This is a genomic window from Arthrobacter sp. TmtSoilC51 (assembly GCF_055388015.1).
Map to the genome: position 1 here is coordinate 2,559,969 of NZ_AP035877.1, position 20,443 is coordinate 2,580,411.

Here is a 20,443-nt window from a genome sequence, read left to right on the forward strand (position 1 = left end):
GACACCCGCCGGAACTTTCGAACCTACCCACACAACAGTTCCCAAAGGGGTGAACACGGGTGCAGGAAACAGAAACCACAGAGACTGCCGGACCGCCGGTGGCGGTGGCCATGCGCGGAATGAAGATGAGCTTCGCCGGCGTGCAGGTCCTGAAGGAAGTCGACTTCGAAGTGACTCGGGGTGAAGTCCACGCTCTTCTGGGCGAAAACGGTGCCGGCAAATCAACATTGATGAAGATCCTTGAGGGCGTTTACACTCCCGACGGCGGAGAAGTCCTTATTAACGGAAAGTCAGTGCCGCTTGAATCCGGCTTGGATGCCAAGGCAAACGGCATCACCATGGTTTTCCAGGAGTTCAGCCTCATTCCCACGTTGACGGTGGCGCAAAACATCCTTTTGGGGCGGGAGCCCCGAACCAGTCTGGGATTCATCGATGAACGCATGATGATTTCACAAGCCAGGAAAATCCTGGCCGAGCTGAACGTCGAACTGGACCCCCGCTCCGAGGTAGGGCCGCTCCCTGCCAGCTACTGGCAGATTACGGAAATTGCGAAGGCACTGTCCCAGGACGCGAACGTCCTCGTTCTGGATGAACCAACCGCATCGCTGACGAAGGATGAAACGGAGACGCTCTTCCAGCGGATCAGGATGCTGCGCGACGCCGGTATGTCAATCGTCTACATCTCGCATCGCATGGCGGAGATCTACGACATCGCCGATCGAATCACCGTGATGCGCAACGGCCGCAGGGTCCGGACCGAGGCTGTCTCCGATTACCCCGTCGGTGAAGTTATTGCTGACATGCTTGGCGAGCAAAAGAAGCAACACGGATCCACCGCGCCCGATCCGCTGGTGTCCAGTCCGGCGTCGTCCGTTCCAGCGCCGAAAGGTCCGCGACAGACCACTCCGCTCCTGCAAATCCGCGACCTGCATTGCGCCAATGGCATCAGCGGCCTTGACCTCGACGTCCGCGCTGGTGAGGTGGTCGGTCTCGCCGGGTTGATGGGCAGCGGGCGTAGCGAACTGGTGCGCGCCATATTCGGGATCGACAGGATTACAAAGGGCACCATACGGGTCCAGGGCCAGGAGGTGAAGATCCAGAACCCCCGCGACGCCATCCGGGCAGGCATTGCCCTCGTGCCCGAAGACCGTCGCATGGAGGGCTTGGTCTTGGACCATTCCGTTGAGATGAACTCCGAACTGCCCCTCATAGCGTCGGGGCGCAGGAGTTGGATCAACAAAAGCGAGACGCTCCGCTCCGCCCAGGCCGTCATCAAGCGCCTGGACGTTCGAACGTCGTCCACCGGGAAAGCCGTAGGGCTGCTTTCCGGCGGTAACCAGCAGAAGATCGTCATCGGCAAATGGCTCCTGACGGAGCCGAAAGTGTTCCTGCTCGACGAGCCCACGGCGGGGATCGACATCGGCGCCAAAAAGGAGATCATGCGGATTCTCCGTCAGTTTGCCGCATCGGGCAAAGCAGTCATCGTGATCTCGTCAGAGCTTGAAGAACTTTTGGAGGTCAGTGACCGCATCCTAGTGCTTCGAAACGGGCGCGTTGATAACGCGTATCGAGGCCATCAATTCACATCAGAAGAGGCACTCCATCGTGCCATTCAGGGAGTCTGACCATGACAACTATTCTCGAACCGGTCGACCAGTCATCGAAGAATTCGATCAAGCGGATCGTCTCGACCTTCAGCTGGCGCCAGAACCTTATTTACGTTGGCTTCGCAGTCATCTTCGTCCTCTTTTCGATCACTCTCAATGACCGTGGTTTCCTCACGTCGGACAACCTGCTCAACATCGTCCGGCAGACCTCAACCATCTCAGTCATGGCAGTCGGCGTCGTATTCGTCATAGCCGCGGCGCAGATCGATCTCTCGGTGGGCGCCACCGCGGGCCTCGCATCCGTCACGACGGCGATGACGATCAACTCTGTGGGACTGGTGCCAGGCATCGTAGCCGGCCTGGCCACGGGCGTGATCGTTGGGCTACTTAATGGCTTCTTCGTCAGCGTCGTGGGAGTCCCGTCATTCCTTGCAACACTGGGCATGCTCGGCATGGCCCAGGGTGCGGCGATGTGGATAACCGGCGCGGCGCCCCAGGCCATCAACGACCTCGACTTCACTTTCCTCTTCGGCGACAGCAACATCGGGCCTATTCCCGGGCTGCTCCTGTGGACTTTGTTGATAGTGCTGATCGGGCATTTCGGCCTTCGCCGGACGGGTTTCGGCCGCCAGGTGCTGGCCACCGGCGGCAACAGCAAAGCCGCGGCTTTCAGTGGCGTCCACACCAAGCGCGTGGTCTTCCTGGTACTGCTCTTGTCCAGCGTCCTCGCGGCACTTGCCGGAATGCTCTACGCGGGGCGGTTCCATACCGGCAGCTACAACACGGGCACCGGTGACGAATTGTCGGTTATCGCAGCCGTGATCCTGGGCGGCACGAGCCTCTTCGGCGGCCGCGCCTCCGTGGTCGGTGCACTTCTTGGGTCATTGATGATCGGCCTTCTGAACAACGGGCTGATCCTCATGGGCCTCGACAGCGCCCAGCAGCAGGTAGCCCGAGGGGCGATCATTATCCTCGCCGTCGCAGTCACCGCCCGCCGTCGGGTTTAGGCGCTCCTCCGCAATCCGCTGCAATACCAAACCCATGCACTTAAGGAGTAATCATGAGGCCAACAGTTGTTTTGTTGGGCACGCTGGACACGAAGGGTACCGAGTACGACTATTTCAGGCGGTGCCTGGCCGAAGCGGAAGTCGACGTCATCCTGGTCGACACGGGCATCCACGAGCCGCAGGGCCCTGAACCCGACGTCGATCGCAATGAAGTCTCGCGGCTGGGAGGCTCAAGCATCGCTGAGCTGATCGAGGCAAACGACAGGGCCCACGCACTGGATGTGATGTCGCTCGGCGCTTCGGCCATCTTGCGGCGTCTGCATGGCGACGGAAAGCTCGACGCCGTGGCGGGCCTGGGTGGCACTGGAGGCTCCACCCTGATCAGCCGCGCCATGCAGACCCTGCCTGTCGGCGTTCCCAAACTGCTGGTATCCACTGTTGCCTCCGGAGATACACGCCCTTACGTCGGGGACACGGACATTACCATGATGAATTCGATCGTCGATATCGCAGGCATCAACCGAATCTCCAGCAGAATAATCGCCAACGCCGCTGGAGCTGTGGCAGGCATGGCCAAGGTTGTTCCCCCCGAGGATACTAGCCAGCGGCCGGTGGTAGGGGCAACGATGTTCGGGCTCACAACACCTTGCGTAACGACTGCCAGGCAGTACCTGGAAGAACGCGGCTACGAGGTGATCGTTTTCCACGCCACGGGTTCCGGTGGACGCGCCTTGGAGAACCTTGTCGACGCCGGCATGGTCGACGCGATGCTCGACATCACCACCACTGAACTTGCCGACAACCTTGTTGGGGGCGTCTTCTCGGCGGGTCCGGAGCGCCTGACCGCCGCCGCACGGGCGGGAATCCCGCAGGTCGTGTCCGTTGGGGCCATCGACATGGTGAACTTCGGGGCGGCCTCAACGGTGCCGCAAAAGTTCGAGAACCGCACCTTCCATCGCCACAACGACACTGTCACGCTCATGCGGACAACAGGCGAAGAGTGCGATCAGCTCGGGCGGGAAATTGCCGTGAAGCTGAACGCCGCCAAGGGGCCCGTGGCCCTCTACCTGCCGTTGAAGGGCACGTCCGGCATCGCAACCGAAGGCAAGACGTTCCACGATCCCGCCGCGGACGCCCGGTTGTGGACCGCCATCCAGGAAAACAGCGGAGACGGGATCGAGATCCACGCCCATGACTGTGACATCAACGAACCCGGGTTCGGCCTAGCCATGGCCACCCGCCTGCACAACATGTACACCGATATCCACAACGAAGCCGATCACGATAGGACAATCACGCCATGACACGACACCCACTAGTCCAGCGACTCCAGGACGAGATCGCAGCCAACCGCGTCATTGTTGGCGCCGGTGCGGGAACCGGGCTCTCAGCCAAGTGCGCGGAAGCTGGCGGAGCCGACCTCATCATCATCTACAACTCCGGTCGTTACCGGATGGCCGGGCGTGGGTCCCTCGCAGGACTGCTTTCCTACGGTGACGCCAACGCAGTGGTGGTCGACATGGCCCGTGAGGTCCTCACTATCGTGAAGGATGTCCCCGTCCTGGCCGGCGTATGTGGCACTGATCCGTTCCGGAACATGAACGTTTTTCTGCGCGAACTGCAGGGACTGGGGTTCGCCGGCGTTCAGAACTTCCCGACGGTGGGACTCATCGACGGGACCTTCCGGCAGAACCTCGAGGAAACAGGAATGAGCTATAGCCTCGAAGTCGAGATGATCCGCCAGGCCAGCAGCCTGGGCCTGCTGACGTCGCCCTACGTCTTCTCCGCCGAGGACGCCCGCGCCATGGCCGAAGCGGGCGCGGACATCCTCGTGGCACACATGGGGCTGACAACCTCGGGGACCATCGGTGCCCGGACGGCAAAAAGCCTTGACGAATGTGTCGCAGAGGTCCAGGCCATTGCCGATGCAGGTCACGCGATAAATCCGGAAGTCATCGTCCTCTGCCACGGCGGGCCAATCGCTGACGCAGAGGACGTGGCGTACGTCCTGGACCGTACAAGCGGCGTGGTGGGGTTCTTCGGAGCCTCGAGCGTGGAGCGCCTGCCTACGGAAACGGCAATGACACAACACATGCGCAAGCTAAAGGCCACGTCATTCGAGCGCGCCGCCGTTTAGGTTCCGGCCGTCCCGCAGCGCGGGGGAAGGGACAGCGAAGACGCCAGCCGGGCCGGCATACCCGGCCGGGGAGAGCAGAGGGGCCGGGCGAATGAATCAAGAACAATGCCAGGCTTGCCGGGCACCGGTCTGGTACGCCCAGCATGAACTCACGAGGAAGACAGTGAGGCTGGACCGTGATCCGAAACCGGGCGGCACCTACGTCGTCGTTAGGGATATGCAGGGGCGTCTGGTGGTGCGGAGCGTCTACGGTCATCCGGCAACCGGGGATGCCCAGCACTTGTTCACCGCGCATTCCTGCGGCGCCGGGTCGGGCACAGGCAGCTTCGAACACTTCGTGGTCCTGCCGGATTGAAACCGGGATCCAAGGAGCCCAAATCAAAGGGGATTGAATTGCAAAGCGATATTCGGCGTCCGTTTGGCCACTCGGCTTGGGCGGCGCCCTACCAATCCGTTGCCCCGCTCGTGCTTGGCTCCAGCGTCGTCGCTCCCTTGGAGCTCAGCGAACTGGCGGCAATCGCCGGCTTGGCTGTCACGGACCTGGCCCCGCCGGGATTGCTGTTTGAATACGGTCCACCAGGCGGTTCCTTGGAGCTCCGGGAGCAAATAGCCTCCGCCATGCCGGGGCTTGTCGCGGACAACGTGACAGTCACTGCCGGGGCCGGGGACGCACTGGCGATGGTCGCCGAGCTCCTCTGCCATCCGGACGCTCACGTGATCATCGAAATCCCCACGCATGAGAGTGCCTTGATGACTGCGCAGAGGCGGGGTTGCGCCGTCTCCCTGCTAAGGGCCCCAGTGACCGCGGAGTCGATTAGCGAACATGTGCGTTCGTCGACCACCGCGGTGTTCCTGAGTTCCCCACATAATCCCACCGGCCAAGTTCTGACCGCGGGCATGCTGACAGAGATCGCCACCAAGCTCGCCAGCGTCGGCGCGCTTCTAGTCGTTGACGAGGTCTACCGCGGTTTGCCACTGGGGGTCCAGGAGGTACCGCCGGCTGTTGCCGCTTTGGTGCCCAACGGTGTCTCGATCGGAAGCCTTTCCAAGGTTTATGGTCTTCCGGGACTCCGTTTGGGCTGGGCAGCCGGGCCAATGATGGTTGTTGACGACCTGCGCTCAATCCAGCGCTGGACGTCCCGGTCGCCCGCCGTGACCAGCGAGGTGATCGGGAAGGTAGCACTGGACAACAGCGAAGGACTGCTGTCCCGGGCCAAATCATTGGTCTACGACAGTTACGTCGAACTCGCGGCACTGTGCGACAGGGTGCCCGGAATTCGGCTCACGGTGCCCGACGGCGGCACCACCGTTTTTCCCGAAGTGGACGTTCCTGACGTGGATGTGTGGTGCGGCAGCATAGCGGAGGAGTTTGGCCTCCTGGTGGCGCCGGGGAATGCGTGCTTCGGTGTCCCCGGGCGGGTGCGGATCAACCTCGGTCTCCGTCCGGAAACAAGGGCAGAGGCGTTTCCCTTGCTGGCGCAGGCGCTCATGAAGCTTCATCGAGAGGCAGCCACCAGCGGGTTGGCAGGGCAAGGATGAGCTAGCTACGGGTGCCGGGGGCCACTAGCCAGCTCGTCCCCACGTTTCGCGTTGGACTGGCGTGAGAAGATTTGTTCCCACACTGTGATGGCCTGCAGCGCGCGCTCAAGCCGTGTTCTGTTTCGGGACATCCCACTGGTAGCGGGCGAAGACCTCCCGGCTGCCTGACTTTTCGACCATTTCCCGGGGCCATGGCCCCTCGGCTGAAAGCCAAATGATCGAGTTGTCGGGCATCACGGCGTCCACGATGCCGCTTCTGACAAAGTGTCCGGCCTGGCGGATTTCCACATGTTGGCCCAAGAGTCTGCCCCAGTCCGGTTGTGGGTGCAAGTCCACGGTTTGGCTCCTCTTTTCTTCAAGGGCTCTGGCTGCACGAGCAGCATCAAAAAGCGGAGGCGGGGCACCGAAACGTTGCGATAGATGTGATGATCCGGGTGATCATCCGGTGCCCCACCACCAGTTCAGGGGCTCGACGGCGGCATTAGAGTGAGCGTTGCTCCGCACCGTTGTATGCGCTCAGGGGTCGGATGAGGGAGTTCGATGCCAGTTGTTCCATGATGTGGGCTGTCCAGCCGGTGATGCGGCTGGCGACGAAGATGGGGGTGAAGGTCTGGGTGTCGAAGCCCATGAGGTGGTATGTGGGCCCGGCGGGGTAGTCGAGGTTGGGTTTGATGGCCTTGGCCTCGTCCATGGCTTGTTCGAGGCCGTTGTACAGGCCCAGGAGTTCGGGCCGTCCGTAGTGCGCGATCATTTTGTCCAGTGCGGCTTTCATGGTGGGCACGCGGGAGTCGCCGTGCTTGTAGACGCGGTGCCCGAAGCCCATGACCTTTTTCTTTTTCGCCAGGGCGTCTTCCATCCAGGCGCGGGCACGGGTGGCGGCTTCCTCGAGGGATTCTTCGCTGCGGATTCCGATCTCGTCGAAGGTGTGCATGACGGCTTCGTTGGCGCCGCCGTGCAGTGGGCCTTTGAGGGCGCCGATGGCAGCGGTCACAGCCGAGTGCAGGTCAGAGAGCGTGGAGGTGACCACGCGGGCCGTGAAGGTGGAGGCGTTGAAGGAGTGCTCCGCGTAGAGGATCATCGAGACGTTGAAGGCCTCCACCACTTCCGGGACCTGTTCTTCGCCGAAGGTCATCCAGAGGAAGTTCGCGGAGTAGTCCAGGTCGTCGCGTGGTTCGACCACGTCCTGGCCGCGCCGGCGGCGCTGGTCGTAGGCGACTACCGCGGGCATGGCAGCCCAGAGGTCGATTGCCTTCTTCATGTTGGCTTCTGGTGAGGAATCCTCAGCCAGCTCATGCCGGGCTCCCATTACCGAAGCTGCGGTACGGCAAACATCCATGGGGTGGGAGGTGGCGGGCAGGCCATCGATGACGTCCTTTACGGCTGGGTCCAGCGCGCGATGGGCGCGTTCCACAGCAACGAGCGCCGCGAGTTCTTCATCGCTTGGCAGTTCCCCGTTCCATAGCAGGTAGGCGACCTCTTCAAAGCTGCATTTGGCGGCCAGGTCCTGGACCGGGTAGCCCCTGTAAAGCAGCGAGTTGGTGTCCGGGTTGACCTTTGAGACCGCGGTGTAGTCCACCACGACGCCGGCAAGGCCCCTGCGGATGTCTGATTCAGGCATGTTTGAACTCCTTCGTTCTGTGTTGAATGCGTTACCGGACGCCCGGTACTGCGAAGTTGAAGACGCCGGTATCGAATTGGTTGTATGCCTCGTAATCCACGAGTTCGTAGAGGCGTGCCCGTGTGAGCATCTGGGGAACCCGAACCTCCTGGGTGCCCAAGCTTTTCAAGGTATTCAAGACCTCCGCGGCGGCCCCCATAGCGCTGCGGAGCAGGGTGACGGGGTAGATGACTATGTTCACGCCGACGCCTTGGAGTTGGTCCACGGTGAAGAGCTTGCTTTTACCGAATTCGGTCATGTTGGCCAGGATGGGCACGTCCACGGCGTCGCGGATGGCTTGGAATTCGTCCAGGGTGGCCATGGCTTCGGGGAAGATCGCGTCGGCGCCGGCGTCGACGAGGGCTTTGGCGCGGTCCTGGGCGGCGTGGATTCCTTCGACGGCGCGGATGTCGGTGCGGGCCATGATGAGGAAGTTCGGGTCCCGGCGGGAGTCTGCTGCGGCGCGGATGCGTTTGGTGGCGGTGTCGAGGTCGACGACGTTTTTGCCGTCGAGGTGTCCGCAGCGTTTGGGGTTGAATTGGTCTTCGATGTGGCAGCCGGCCAGGCCGGCGTTTTCGAGTTCCTGGATGGTGCGGGCTACGTTCATGGGTTCACCGAAGCCGGTGTCTGCGTCCACGAGTGAGGGCAGGTCGGTCATGCGGGCGATCTGCCCGGCGCGGGTGGCGACTTCGGTGAGGGTGGTCAGGCCGATGTCGGGCAGGCCGAGGTCGTTGGCGAGGACGGCGCCGGAGATGTAGACCCCGGCGAAGCCTTTTTCCTCGATGAGCCGGGCGGAGAGCGGGTTGAACGCGCCGGGGAATTGCTGCACGGTCCCGGAGTTCAGCAGTTCGCGGAGTTTGAGGCGTTTCTGTTCGGGTGTGGTTGTGGAGTACAGCATTTAGAACAGTCCCTTCGGAGCTGCTTCGAGGTTGATCACGCCGGGTGCTGCGGTGATGTTCAGTTGGTCCAGCTCTCCGGGGCCTAGTTCGGGGAGGCGTTCGACGGCGGCGAGGAACCTTTCGATTTCGGGCTCCTCCACCAACCCGGCAGCAAGGGTGCGGAACTTGTTGATGTACTGTTCCCGGGCGAACGGCCGGGCACCGAGCGGGTGCGCGTCGGCCACGGCGATCTCATCCGTGACAACCGTCCCGTCCGTGAGGGTAATGACAACAGTGCCGCCGAAGGCTTTCTCGGCGATGTCCAGGGAGTGGTAGCGGCGGGTCCATTCCGGGTCTTCGACGGTGGTGACCTTCTGCCAGAGTTCCACGGTGTCCGGGCGGGCGGCGCGTTCGGGGGCGTAGGAGTCTACGTGGTGCCAGGACCCGTCCTGCAGGGCCACGGTGAAGATATAGGGGATGGAGTGGTCCAGGGTTTCCCGGGACGCGGTGGGGGAGTATTTCTGGGGATCGTTCGCGCCGGAACCGATGACGTAGTGGGTGTGGTGGCTGGTCTTGATCAGCACTGAGGCCACGTTGGCCGGGTCGGTGGTTTCGGGGTGTTCGTTGTGGAGTTTGCGGGCGAGGTCGATCCAGGCCTGGGCCTGGTATTCGGCGGAGTGTTCCTTGGTGTAGGTGTCCAGGATGGCGCGCTTGGCTTCGCCGGGCAGCGGCAGGGGCACTTCGTAGGAGGCGTCGGGTCCGTCGAGCATCCAGGCGATCACGCCGTCTTCGCCTTCGTAGATCGGCACGGGGGAGGTCTGCCCGCGCATGGAACGGTCCACGGCTTCGATGGCCATCTTCCCGGCGAAGGCCGGGGCGTGGGCTTTCCAGGTGGAGATTTCGCCCTTGCGGGACTGGCGGGTGGCGGTGGTGGTGTGCAGGGCCTGGCCTATGGACTGGAAGATCGTCTCAACGTCCAGGCCAAGGAGCGTGCCGATGCCGGCGGCGGCGGAGGGGCCGAGGTGGGCGACGTGGTCGATCTTGTGCTTGTGCAGGCAGATGGCCTTGACCAGGTTCACCTGGATCTCGTACCCGGTGGCGATGGCACGGACCAGGTCCTTGCCGGTGGAACCGACGTGCTGCGCGACGGCGAGGATCGGCGGGATGTTGTCCCCGGGGTGGGAGTAGTCCGCGGCCAGGAACGTGTCGTGGTAGTCCAGTTCCCGGACCGCCACACCGTTGGCCCAGGCTCCCCACTCCGGGGAGACCCGGTCGGTGATGCCGAAAACGTGGGCGCCCTTGCCGTTCGCGGACGGGGCGTGGGTCAGGGCCTGGGCGCGGGCTGCGATGATCGGGGCCCGGTTCAACGACGCGATCGCTACCGAGGCGTTGTCGATGATGCGGTTGATCACCATATCGGTGACCTCCGGGGTGACCTCGACGGGGTCAGCGGCGACCACGGCGATCTTGTGCGCCAGCTGCTCCTCACGCGGGAGGTTCTCTTCGGACTTGTAAACACGGACGTGGTTGTTCTTGACCATGGTGCTCCTTCTGGTGGGACGGTTCAGTGCGCCCAGCGGGCGGCTTTGACGTGGGTGAGACTGCGGTGCAAATGAAGTGTGGTGGCGGCCTCGGCCAGCCTGGGATTCCCGGCGGCGATGGCCTCGGCAATGGCCGCATGCTCCGCGGCAGCAGCGTGGAGCCTGGCAGCGTCGTCCGCTGCCAGCCGGCGGACCCGGACCAAATGGACGCGCAGGCTCCGCATGGCCTGGGCAAGGTAGGAGTTGGAGACCGCAGCATCGATGGCCTCATCCAGCCGTCCCACCAACGCGTAATACTCGTGACGGGCAGGATCCTTCTCGCTGAGCAGCTCCGGCGCCTGCAGAAGCTGCGCATGCAGCTGGGCGAAAACGGCCGGCTCTCCCCGCTCAGCGGCCAGGGCCGCAGCCCTCACCTCCAGCGTTTCGCGCAACTCGAACAATTCATCAATGCTCTCCAGCGAAATATCGGTCACGACGACCCCACGGCCGCCGGCCGCCGTCGTCAATCCCTCAGCACTCAACCGGCCCAACGCCTCCCGCACCGGCGTCCGGGACACCCCCAGCCGCTCGGACTGTTCCACCTCCGCCAGTACCGTGCCAGGACGAAGGCGCCACTCAATGATGTCTTCACGGAGAGCCGCATAGGCCCGATCACTGGCGCGCATGCAACCAATGTATACACAGGTGCTGCATTATGGCAATCGACACGACTATTTGCAGGTTTTTGTATACATTGGGGTGATGCTCGTGAATACCTCCTTCGGGAGGTAGTTGGATGTCCTCGCTTCTCGCTAAGGTGCTCTGCATCACACTGTGAGAAAACGAGCCGGACATCAAAGGAGATTCCCATGAGCTCAGCTTCATCCCTTGCATTTTCACCGCCGCACAGCCGCAAGACGCTTAGGAAAGTAGCGTTCGCCAGTGCGGCCGGCACCACCATCGAGTTCTACGACTTTTTCATCTACGGAACGGCAGCGGCGTTGGTCTTTCCGGTAGTCTTCTTTCCCGCCTTAGGTGCCGCCGCCGGAACCGTCGCATCTTTCGGCACCTTCGCAGTCGCGTTCATCGCGCGGCCGGTGGGGGCGATCATCTTCGGACACTACGGAGACAGGATCGGACGCAAAAAGACGCTGATCACAACCCTGCTCATGATGGGAATCGCCACGGTGCTGATCGGCCTGATCCCGGATGCCAGCACCATCGGCATTGCAGCACCGATCCTGCTGGTGGTCCTTCGATTCGTACAGGGCTTGGCTGTCGGCGGGGAATGGGCGGGGGCCACCCTGCTGACAGCCGAATACGCGCCACGAGGCAAACGAGGACTGTTCGGCTCTTTCCCGCAGCTAGGTCCATCGGTGGCTTTCGCATTGGCCAGTGGCACGTTTCTGGTTACCAGCCTCACCCTGGGCGATAAGTCCGAGGCATTTATCACCATTGGCTGGCGGGTGCCCTTTATTCTCAGCGCCGTCCTGGTTCTGGTGGGCTTCTGGGTGCGGACCAGCATCGAGGAAACCCCGGTATTCAGGAATGCCAACCGCCCCGCAACGACTGCCAAGCTGCCCATCGTGGAATCCATCAAGGGCCAGCCCAGGGAAATCCTGTTGGCCGGCGGTTCCCTGACACTGCTGTTTGCCCTCTTCTACATCGGAACGGCGTTCCTGACCAGCTACGCCACGAGTCCCACCGGCATGCAGTTGAGCCGTCCGGTTGTCCTTACCACTGGAATCATCGCATCAGTCTTCGTTGCCGCCGCCACGATGGCCTCCGGCATCCTTTCCGATCGATTCGGTCGCAAGAAGGTCATCGCAGCGTCCTGCATTTTCGCTGTGCCATGGTCCCTGGTGCTGTTCCCATTGCTGAACACGGGCACTGTTCTGGCCTTCGGCATTGGCCTCACCGTCACTCTTGTGATTTTCGCGATCGCCTACGGCCCGGCAGGTGCGCTCCTTCCCGAGCTGTTTGAGACCAAGTACCGCTACACCGGTGCCGGCATGGGCTACAACCTCGCCGGCGTCCTGGGCGGTGGAATTGTTCCGCTCGTCGCGGCGCAGCTGATTACCAGCACAGGAGGCTGGGGCATCGGCGTCCTGCTCGCCGCGATTGGCGTGTTCAGCATCGCTTGCACCATGGCCCTGCCCAACAAGGAAAAGACGGGACTTGAAGAACGTCCCGGTGGAACCCTGACGGAAGACCGTACGACGGTGGTATAGAAACCCCACTGGACGACGCGGGGCCGCCGACACGTCGGCGGCCCCGCACTCGTTGATGCTCGGTGTTCCATGGAGCCCCAGGAACCAAAGGGCCCGAGCAAGGGCAGAGACAGGAATGTCCTCCCGGGAATCCGGGAGGACATGGACAGCGGTTTCAGCGGTCAACTACGGCAGCAGGCCGAGCCTTCGTGCCGCCGATACCGCTTCGAGCCGGTTATGCACCGAAAGCTTGGCCATGGCGTTTTGAAGGTAACTCTTCACGGTGACAGGCTTCAGACTCAGCCTGTCTGCGGTTTCGGCATAGGAGCAGCCCAGGGCAATCTGAGCCAGCACATCCAGTTCCCGTGGTGCGAGCCGGACATGGGGCTCCTTCCCGCTGGCGGGGGACGGGGCCAGGCGCGCGCCGATGCCATCGAGCTGCTGAGCGAGTTCTACATCCGTGACGATGCTGGCAAGTGACCGCAACTCGGCGTGTGCCTGCCGGACTTCCTCCAGCCAGTTGAGGTCGTACGCCAAGGCTGGTTCGGCCTGGACATGCTTCATGACGGAAACTCGCCGGTCCACCTCATCCCTGATCCGGAGTTCCGAAGCTATTGCCGTGGCCGCAGCCATTGCATTCTCCATTGCCCGCTCACCGAGGGGGACGTTCTCCCGACTTCCGACGTACAGGACGGAGCGCGGCTCGCCCCGTACTAGAACGGGGACCGCAGTCAGCGACCTAATGCGCTCGTTTTTCACCGCAGCATCGTATTCGTGGGTAATCCGGTCGGAACCGATGTAGTCCGTCACCAGACAGGGTTGGCGCTGACTGACTACCCAGCCACCCAGACCAGTGCCAGGAAAAACACTGACGTTGCGCAAGCTAGCTGTGGTCGTCCCGATGAAATCCGAGAGCTGGAGGCTGTCGCCGGCCACCATTCCACTGAACAACACTGCCGGGCGGAACCGTTGGGCCAGTTCGCGCATCGCGGCGCGGAGCAACTCGCGGTCATCGGGGCGGTAGTAGTCGTTAGGCTGCATGAACGTACCCGCTACTGGTGAAGGAAGCTCGGCGGACGCCTTGGATATAGCGGTTGCTGTCTCCAGAGCGTGCGACATGAGTTCCGCCGCTGGCAGAACCTGGCTCACCAAACCTGAACGTTCAGCTTCTTCTGCCCAATCATACGATCAGTCAGTAGCATGTCCATTCCCTTGGACTTGCCGACAGCCCTGTTTTTGTAGTCCGTCATGAGGCGTCCGTCGCAGTAACCGTAGGCTGACCGGCGAAGTCTGATTCGTCCGCTTTTGCCCTCATGGCGTTGATGATCGCAGAAAAGTCCTGTTCTGCACCGCCGCCGTCGGAAAACGCGCGATACATATCGGCAGCCCTTCCCCCAAGTCCAACGTCCTGCAGGCCGGCGTAAGCCTGCGCGTCGGCTGCCAAGTCCAGGTCTTTGGCCATGAGGGCACTCGCGAAACCGGGACGGAAATCGTGGTTCGCCGGGCTGGCAGGCACAGGACCTGGTACGGGGCAGTTGGAGGTCAGCGCCCAGCACTGACCGGACGCATTTGCCATCACATCGAACAGTGCGTCGTTGCCAACCCCAAGTTGCTCGCCCAAGACAAAGGCTTCACTGACGGCGATCATGGTGATGCCCAAAATCATGTTGTTGCAAATCTTGGCTGCTTGGCCGGCTCCGGGCCCGCCGCAGTACACCTTCCGTTTGCCCATAGTGTCGAGCAGCGGGCCCGCTTGGGCAAAGTCAGCGTCAAGTCCTCCAACCATGAACGTCAATGTGCCGGCAGTGGCGCCGGCAACCCCACCGGAAACAGGAGCCTCCAAGCACCTTTGGCCCGCCGAAGCCGCCAACTCGTGTGCGGCCAGGGAATCTCCCACCGCAATGGTGGAACAGTCAATAAAGAGGGTTCCTGGGGAGGCTGCCGACAACAGCCCCCTGGAATCATCCGTTCCTTTGTAAAGTTCCAGAACGTGGCGGCCTGCTGGGAGCATCGTGATAACCACATCGGCAGCGTCAACGGCCGATACCGCGGACTCAGCAATCTTGATTCCGTGGGTGCGGGCCTGATCGAGGGAAGAAGCTGCCAGGTCAAACCCAGTTACCTCATACCCGGCATTTGCGAGATTGGCTGCCATTGGACCACCCATGTGGCCCAGTCCGATAAAGGCGATTCGTGTTGTCATGAGTTTTCCTCGCGTTTCGATGAGTGCTTTTGGTCGGGCATGTCGAGCGACTAGTGATTGGCGTGCTTACCCTGAAGTATTGGGCTCAGCGAAGTGAAGATTTCGGGATTCTCGATGGTCGCCGGCAGCGCTTCACTGCGCCCTTCGGCGATTGCCCGCATGCTGCGGCGCAGAATCTTTCCCGAGCGCGTCTTCGGGAGGCCGTCCACGACGTATAGTTCGCGAAAGGCCGCAACCGGTCCAACCTCTGCGCGGACAGAGGCGATGATCTGTTCTCGCAAGGTGTCCTCGGCAATGTTGGCCCCGGTTTTCAAGACCACGAAGCCCCGGGCCACCTGTCCCTTCAACGCGTCGGGTACTCCGATGACCGCGCATTCAGCGACGGCCGGATGAGCAGCCAATACCGCTTCCATGACCCCAGTGGACAAACGGTGGCCGGCAACGTTGATGACATCATCAGTGCGTCCCATGACAAACACGTATCCGTCCTCATCGATCAGGCCGCTGTCGCCGGTGAGGTAGTACCCGTCAAACCTGCTCAAGTACGCCTTGCGATAGCGTTCTTTGTCTTTCCAGAGGGTGCTCAGCATGCCTGGGGGTTGCGGCAGTCTAATACAAAGCATCCCCTCGCTACCGGCCTCAACCGGATTGCCGTCCGGTGAGAGCACCCGAATGTCGAACCCGGGAACAGGAACCGAGGGCGACCCCGGCTTGAGGGGCATAGGCTCCAGACCGCGGAGGTTCGCGCATGCGGGCCATCCGGTTTCCGTTTGCCACCAGTGGTCGACCACCGGAACGCCCAGGATGTTGCCAGCCCACGAGTAAGTGTCTGGATCAAGCCTTTCGCCTGCGAGGAACAGGGTCTCCAGACTGCTGAGATCGTGCCCGTCCAACCACTTCCCGTCGGGGTCAACCCGTTTAATTGCCCGGATGGCCGTAGGTGCAGTGAGCAATACTTTGACTTTGTACTTCTCGATGATGCGCCAGAACGCACCTGCGTCGGGAGTTCCAACAGGCTTTCCCTCGAACATGACAGTAGTGGCTCCGCAAATAAGGGGCCCATACACCGTGTAAGTGTGGCCGACCTGCCATCCGACATCTGAGGCCGCCCACATGGTTTCCCCTGGTTGAACGTTGTACACGTTGGGCAGGGACCAAGCCAGGGCGACGGCGTGGCCGCCGTTGTCCCGGACTACACCTTTGGGTTTTCCTGTGGTTCCCGAGGTGTAAAGGATGTAGAGGGGATCGGTTGACATGACGGGTTCGCATTCGGCCGGTTCGGCAGCGGCAATGACGGCATCCCAATCGAATTCGCCTTCTCCCAGTTCCGACATGGACTGTTCACGTTGAAGGATGATCGTGGCATCGGGACGGTGGCTGGTCTTTTCCAATGCAGCCCGGATGATAGGGGTATATTCCACAACACGGCCTGGCTCGAGGCCACAGGATGCAGCCACGATGACTGTTGGCTCGGCATCGTCGATTCGCGAGGCAAGTTCAGGAGCGGCAAAACCACCAAAGACCACCGAATGAATTGCGCCTAGCCGAGCACACGCCAGCATCGCAATGGCGGCTTCGGGAACCATCGGCATGTAGATCAGCACGCGGTCTCCGCGCCTACGCCCAGGTCGCGAAGGGCGCCTGCGAACCGGCTGACCAGGTCAAGGAGTTCGGTGTATGTATAGCGTTCCGTTCGATTGGCCATTGCCGATTCCCAGACGAGGGCCAGTCGGTCACCTTTCCCTTGGACCACGTGCCGGTCAAGCGCGTTGTAACAGGTGTTGAGTACGCCGTCCGGGAACCAGTTGAAGAACGGCGCCTCGGAGTCGTCGAGCGCGCGATGGGGCTTTTCATACCAGTCGATCGCGCCGGCGGCTTCGAGCCAGAACGATTGGGGGTCGGCCATACTGCGTGAATAGGCGTCAGCGTATGCAGACATGGAATGCTTCACACTCCTGAAAAAGTTAAAAATTGGTTGGTTGCTGGCCTCGGTTGCGTCAACTGATTGCCAAGCCCGAGCTCACGTCGGCCGAGGGATGCGAAGCACGCCGCAACCATGTCGTTGGTCACGTCGACCGTGGTTGCCGGGTTCCAGCGGGGACTCCGGTCTTTGTCGATGACTTGTGCGCGGATGCCCTCACGGAAGTCGTTGCCTTCCAGAAAACGGAGACCGATGCGGTATTCCATGTCCAGTGCTTCCTCAAGAGCCAGATCCCGCGCCCGCGCAAATCTAAGTGCCTGAAGTGTGACTTTGAGGGCCGTCGGTGACTTGGCCTCGATAGTGTCCGCTGCGTGGTCCGCCTCCGGTACCGATGCGGTCCGTAGACGACGCACGATTTCGCCGACGTCGTCGCTCGCGTACGCATGGTCTATCCAGGTCCTCTCTGCAGCCAGGCTGGAAGGCGGTGGCTCCTGGACGAAGCGCGCGACGGCGTCGTCGGCAGACTCCTCTTCCAGCGCCGTCGCAAGTGAGTCCAGTCTGTCGCCCGCAACGAAGTGGTCAGCGAGGCCAAGGTGCAGGACGTCGGCGCCGTCGAGGTGGGCACCTGTCAGGGCCGCATGGGTTCCGGACTCACCAGGGGCTGCCGCGAGCAAGAAGGTACCGCCGACGTCGGGAACGAACCCGATCGTTGTCTCCGGCATGCCCATCCGTGTGCGCTCCGTGATGATTCGGTGGGATCCGTGGGCGGATACGCCCACGCCGCCGCCGAGCACCAGACCGTCCATAAACGCCACGTACGGCTTGGGATAGCGGCTGATCAGCGAGTTGAGACGATACTCCCTGGCCCAGAACTGCGCGGTGGCGCTGCCGCCGTCGTCGACTATGTCCCGGTAGATCGCCACGATGTCGCCGCCGGCGCAGAGGCCGCGTTCCCCCGCGCCCCGCACCAGGACCGTCCTCACCGCATCGTCTTCGGCCCACTCGCCAAGCTTGGCGAGCATTGCTTCCACCATCTGTGGGGTTAGCGCGTTGATGTTCCGGGGCCGGTTGAGCACGATGATTCCGAGCCGGCCTCGACGTTCGAAGAGGAGTTGGTCGGTGGGCATGTTCAACTTCCTGCAGGCATGACGAAGCTGGCGCCCCCGCGGATGCCCGACGGCCAGCGGCTCGTGACAGTCTTGGTTTTTGTGTAGAAGCGGAACGCATCCGGTCCGTGCTGGTTAAGGTCGCCGAAGCCAGATGCTTTCCAGCCGCCGAAAGTGTAGTAAGCAATCGGGACCGGGAGCGGAACGTTGATTCCCACCATGCCGACCTCGACCCGGCTGGAAAAGTCGCGCGCCGCATCGCCGTCGCGTGTGAAGACCGCGACGCCGTTGCCGAACTCGTGCTCGTTGCACAAGCGCAGTGCTTCGTCGTAGTCCTCGGCGCGGACAACGCTCAGCACGGGACCAAAGATCTCCTCTTTGTAGATGCTCATTTCCGGCGTCACGTGGTCGAACAGGGTGGGGCCTACCCAGAAGCCGCCCTCATAGCCCTCTACGGTTGGTCCACGCCCGTCCACCACCAGGGTGGCTCCTGAGTCCTGACCGGCGGCAATGTAGGACTCGATGCGTTCCTTCGCTGACGCAGCAATGACCGGACCGAAGTCGCTGGCCTTATTCATGCTGTGCCCGACGGTGAGTTTGTTGATCCGCTCTTTGAGCTTGGCAACCAGCGCGTCGGCCGTCTTTTCGCCCACCGGCACTGCGACTGATATCGCCATGCAGCGTTCGCCCGCGGAGCCGTAAGCCGCGCCGATCAAGGCGTCAGCGGTCATATCCAGATCGGCGTCCGGAAGGATCACCATGTGGTTCTTGGCTCCGCCGAAGCACTGGGCACGCTTGCCCTGCGCGGCGGCCGTCGCGTAGATGTACTGAGCGATCGGCGTGGAGCCAACGAAACCAATTGCTTTGACGCGCGGGTCCTCAAGGAGAGCGTCAACGGCTTCCTTGTCGCCGTTGATCACGTTGAACACGCCGTCCGGCAACCCTGCTTCGGTGAGTAGTTCCGCCAGACGAAGAGGAACGGACGGATCGCGTTCGGAAGGCTTGAGGACGAAGGCGTTGCCGGCAGCCAACGCGGGTCCAGCCTGCCACAGGGGGATCATGGCTGGAAAATTGAAGGGGCTGATGCCCGCGACGACGCCGAGCGGCTTCCGCAGGGAGTGGACGTCGATTCCCGTCCCGACACTGTCGGAGAACTCACCCTTCAACAAATGAGCAGCCGCTCCAGCTGAGAATTCCACGACCTCAAGGCCACGCTGGATGTCCCCCTTCGCATCGGCAAAGGTCTTGCCGTGCTCAGATGAGAGCATTTCAGCGAGCTCGTCCAGATGTTCATTGACGAGTGCGACGAACTTCAGCAGGATTCGGCCGCGGCGCTGCGGGTTCATCGCTGACCATTCCGCGTGACCCTTTTCGGCATTGGCCACAGACTCGCTTACCTCTGCGGGGGTGGCAAGCGGGACACGTGCCTGCACCTGTCCGGTGCAGGGGTCAAAGACGTCGCCGAAGCGCTTGGACGTGCCCTCCGTGCGTGTTCCGCCAATGTAGTGCGTGAGTACGTTGACCATGAAATGCTCCTTTGCTTCTGGATCACTGGCCTCGGTTCCGTGGGCTGGGTGATCCATCATCTGGTCGAAGGTCTGGGGGATTCCAGCTTTCTGCTGGGCCGTTGATTCAGCGTCCCACCGCCTCAACGGTGCGAACAAGCGCAGTTAAAGCAGATGCCATGTGCATACGTGCACATGGCATCAGCGATGGGTCGGCCCTTGTTCCGACGGTTAGGCCATCAGTTCGTCTTGGCGGCTGCGGACTTCCGACAGAACGGCCTTGATGACGGCCTGGACGGCAGGGGAGCGAAGTGATTCTGGTCTGGCCGCGGCCCAGAAACTGAGCCGCCGTTCAAAACCATGCGGCAGTACGGGGACAAAACCCGGGAGTCCGTAGACCATGAAGGAGGGCAGGAGGCCGATTCCGCCGTTATGTCGAACCGCCTCCAGCTGGGCAAAGAGGCTTGTTGCCTGAAAGTTTGCCGGACTCTCTGTCAGGGTTTGCGAACGGTGCCCTATTTCGACAACTTGAAGAAGTGACTCCACGTAGGACACGAAGCTGTGGCTTTGAAGCTCCGGAAGTGTTTGGGGCGTCCCGCGCTCTTTCAGGTAATTTGGGCTGGCATAAAGGCGGAGGACGTAGTCAGCGAGGAAGATTGTCTCAGTTCTCCCCGCCTCCACGATGCCGGCGACAATCTCAAGATCCACGCCGGACCTGTTCCGGCTCAGCTTGCGTGTGGCATTGAGCATTTCGATCCGGAGCAAGGGGTTTCTGCGCTGAAGCCGCACGAGCGCCGGCGTCACGAACATGGGTCCGAACACGTCGGGGGTGCTGATCCTGACCAAACCCGAGAGCGAATCGGAAGTGCGTTCCAATCCGGCCGCAAGGCCTCCCAAGCTTCGCTCAACGCCCTCTGCCGCAGCGACCGCCTGTCGTCCCAACTCGGTCAGCTCCCAACCATAGGGAGTGCGTTCCAGGGTGCGGCCGCCCAGACGTTTATCCAAGGCGATGATCCGCCTCGAGATGGTGGTGTGGGTGGTTTCCAGCGCCTCAGCGACCGCGTTGAATCTACCCAAGCGGGCAACAGTGAGCAGGACGAGAAGATCGTCTGCGCTTGGAAGTCCTTTAAAGTCCAACGTTTCGCCTCCTGTG

At 62.0% G+C, this 20,443-nt stretch carries 17 protein-coding genes and 1 pseudogene; 7 read left to right on the forward strand and 11 right to left on the reverse strand.

Features of this window, described 5'->3' with window-relative positions; all coding sequences use genetic code 11:
* The first annotated feature begins 59 nt into the window (after positions 1–59).
* The 6 genes from ACZ5G6_RS11645 (at position 60) to ACZ5G6_RS11670 (ending at position 6,290) form a co-directional block, all read left to right on the forward strand.
* Positions 60–1,625, forward strand: a complete 1,566-nt coding sequence (locus tag ACZ5G6_RS11645; protein ID WP_223932596.1) for a sugar ABC transporter ATP-binding protein — start codon at positions 60–62, stop codon at positions 1,623–1,625.
* A 2-nt stretch (positions 1,626–1,627) separates the two neighbouring features.
* Positions 1,628–2,614: an ABC transporter permease gene (locus ACZ5G6_RS11650; RefSeq protein WP_223932597.1), complete on the forward strand. Its 987-nt coding sequence runs from the start codon at positions 1,628–1,630 to the stop codon at positions 2,612–2,614.
* Between the two features lie 53 nt (positions 2,615–2,667).
* Positions 2,668–3,918 carry a Tm-1-like ATP-binding domain-containing protein gene (locus ACZ5G6_RS11655; protein WP_223932598.1) on the forward strand — a complete coding sequence of 417 codons (1,251 nt, stop codon included), beginning with the start codon at positions 2,668–2,670 and terminating at the stop codon, positions 3,916–3,918.
* A complete protein-coding gene (locus ACZ5G6_RS11660; protein ID WP_498691712.1) occupies positions 3,915–4,751 on the forward strand; it encodes a phosphoenolpyruvate hydrolase family protein in 837 nt (278 codons plus the stop codon). The genes ACZ5G6_RS11655 and ACZ5G6_RS11660 overlap by 4 nt, the downstream gene beginning before the upstream one ends.
* 91 nt (positions 4,752–4,842) lie before the next feature.
* Positions 4,843–5,106 (forward strand): hypothetical protein, encoded by a 264-nt coding sequence (locus ACZ5G6_RS11665; RefSeq protein WP_498691714.1) that lies wholly within the window; start codon positions 4,843–4,845, stop codon positions 5,104–5,106.
* A 38-nt stretch (positions 5,107–5,144) separates the two neighbouring features.
* A complete protein-coding gene (locus ACZ5G6_RS11670; RefSeq protein ID WP_223932601.1) occupies positions 5,145–6,290 on the forward strand; it encodes a pyridoxal phosphate-dependent aminotransferase in 1,146 nt (381 codons plus the stop codon).
* Between the two features lie 105 nt (positions 6,291–6,395).
* On the opposite strand, the gene ACZ5G6_RS11675 is transcribed toward ACZ5G6_RS11670, so the two are convergent.
* The 5 genes from ACZ5G6_RS11675 to ACZ5G6_RS11695 form a co-directional block, all read right to left on the reverse strand.
* The gene (locus tag ACZ5G6_RS11675; RefSeq protein WP_477513425.1) at positions 6,396–6,626 is read right to left on the reverse strand and encodes a hypothetical protein; all 231 of its coding nucleotides are present in this window, start codon (positions 6,624–6,626) and stop codon (positions 6,396–6,398) included.
* Positions 6,627–6,771: 145 nt separating this feature from the next.
* On the reverse strand, positions 6,772–7,908 hold the full coding sequence (locus ACZ5G6_RS11680; protein ID WP_498685728.1) for a bifunctional 2-methylcitrate synthase/citrate synthase: 1,137 nt from the start codon (positions 7,906–7,908) through the stop codon (positions 6,772–6,774).
* Positions 7,909–7,939: 31 nt separating this feature from the next.
* On the reverse strand, positions 7,940–8,845 hold the full coding sequence (prpB, locus tag ACZ5G6_RS11685; protein WP_498685729.1) for a methylisocitrate lyase: 906 nt from the start codon (positions 8,843–8,845) through the stop codon (positions 7,940–7,942).
* Positions 8,846–10,366, reverse strand: a complete 1,521-nt coding sequence (locus ACZ5G6_RS11690; protein ID WP_498685730.1) for an MmgE/PrpD family protein — start codon at positions 10,364–10,366, stop codon at positions 8,846–8,848.
* A gap of 23 nt (positions 10,367–10,389) precedes the next feature.
* A complete protein-coding gene (locus ACZ5G6_RS11695; protein WP_498685731.1) occupies positions 10,390–11,031 on the reverse strand; it encodes a GntR family transcriptional regulator in 642 nt (213 codons plus the stop codon).
* 183 nt (positions 11,032–11,214) lie between these two features.
* Here ACZ5G6_RS11695 and ACZ5G6_RS11700 point away from each other — a divergent pair, with 183 nt between their 5' ends.
* On the forward strand, positions 11,215–12,576 hold the full coding sequence (locus tag ACZ5G6_RS11700) for an MFS transporter (protein ID WP_498685732.1): 1,362 nt from the start codon (positions 11,215–11,217) through the stop codon (positions 12,574–12,576).
* Between the two features lie 165 nt (positions 12,577–12,741).
* Here ACZ5G6_RS11700 and ACZ5G6_RS11705 read toward each other — a convergent pair whose 3' ends face one another.
* The 6 genes and pseudogenes from ACZ5G6_RS11705 to ACZ5G6_RS11730 form a co-directional block, all read right to left on the reverse strand.
* Positions 12,742–13,704: a helix-turn-helix transcriptional regulator gene (locus ACZ5G6_RS11705; protein ID WP_498685733.1), complete on the reverse strand. Its 963-nt coding sequence runs from the start codon at positions 13,702–13,704 to the stop codon at positions 12,742–12,744.
* Between the two features lie 97 nt (positions 13,705–13,801).
* Positions 13,802–14,758 carry a 3-hydroxyisobutyrate dehydrogenase gene (gene mmsB, locus ACZ5G6_RS11710; RefSeq protein ID WP_223932609.1) on the reverse strand — a complete coding sequence of 319 codons (957 nt, stop codon included), beginning with the start codon at positions 14,756–14,758 and terminating at the stop codon, positions 13,802–13,804.
* 50 nt (positions 14,759–14,808) lie between these two features.
* Positions 14,809–16,697, reverse strand: a pseudogene (locus ACZ5G6_RS11715) (propionyl-CoA synthetase).
* Between the two features lie 8 nt (positions 16,698–16,705).
* Positions 16,706–17,806, reverse strand: a complete 1,101-nt coding sequence (locus ACZ5G6_RS11720) for an enoyl-CoA hydratase/isomerase family protein (protein WP_498685734.1) — start codon at positions 17,804–17,806, stop codon at positions 16,706–16,708.
* A 2-nt stretch (positions 17,807–17,808) separates the two neighbouring features.
* Complete coding sequence (locus tag ACZ5G6_RS11725) at positions 17,809–19,311, reverse strand: CoA-acylating methylmalonate-semialdehyde dehydrogenase (RefSeq protein ID WP_498685735.1); 1,503 nt, start codon at positions 19,309–19,311, stop codon at positions 17,809–17,811.
* 210 nt (positions 19,312–19,521) lie between these two features.
* Positions 19,522–20,427 carry a LysR family transcriptional regulator gene (locus tag ACZ5G6_RS11730; protein ID WP_223932612.1) on the reverse strand — a complete coding sequence of 302 codons (906 nt, stop codon included), beginning with the start codon at positions 20,425–20,427 and terminating at the stop codon, positions 19,522–19,524.
* Positions 20,428–20,443 lie beyond the last annotated feature (16 nt).

Bases quoted from the DNA above. Each gene is read 5' to 3' on its own strand.
- ACZ5G6_RS11650 (WP_223932597.1), top strand. From the start codon at position 1,628: ATGACAACTATTCTCGAACCGGTCGACCAGTCATCGAAGAATTCGATC.
- ACZ5G6_RS11655 (WP_223932598.1), top strand. From the start codon at position 2,668: ATGAGGCCAACAGTTGTTTTGTTGGGCACGCTGGACACGAAGGGTACC.
- ACZ5G6_RS11660 (WP_498691712.1), top strand. From the start codon at position 3,915: ATGACACGACACCCACTAGTCCAGCGACTCCAGGACGAGATCGCAGCC.
- ACZ5G6_RS11665 (WP_498691714.1), top strand. From the start codon at position 4,843: ATGAATCAAGAACAATGCCAGGCTTGCCGGGCACCGGTCTGGTACGCC.
- ACZ5G6_RS11680 (WP_498685728.1), bottom strand. From the start codon at position 7,908: ATGCCTGAATCAGACATCCGCAGGGGCCTTGCCGGCGTCGTGGTGGAC.
- prpB (WP_498685729.1), bottom strand. From the start codon at position 8,845: ATGCTGTACTCCACAACCACACCCGAACAGAAACGCCTCAAACTCCGC.
- ACZ5G6_RS11690 (WP_498685730.1), bottom strand. From the start codon at position 10,366: ATGGTCAAGAACAACCACGTCCGTGTTTACAAGTCCGAAGAGAACCTC.
- ACZ5G6_RS11695 (WP_498685731.1), bottom strand. From the start codon at position 11,031: ATGCGCGCCAGTGATCGGGCCTATGCGGCTCTCCGTGAAGACATCATT.
- ACZ5G6_RS11700 (WP_498685732.1), top strand. From the start codon at position 11,215: ATGAGCTCAGCTTCATCCCTTGCATTTTCACCGCCGCACAGCCGCAAG.
- mmsB (WP_223932609.1), bottom strand. From the start codon at position 14,758: ATGACAACACGAATCGCCTTTATCGGACTGGGCCACATGGGTGGTCCA.
- ACZ5G6_RS11720 (WP_498685734.1), bottom strand. From the start codon at position 17,806: ATGCCCACCGACCAACTCCTCTTCGAACGTCGAGGCCGGCTCGGAATC.
- ACZ5G6_RS11725 (WP_498685735.1), bottom strand. From the start codon at position 19,311: ATGGTCAACGTACTCACGCACTACATTGGCGGAACACGCACGGAGGGC.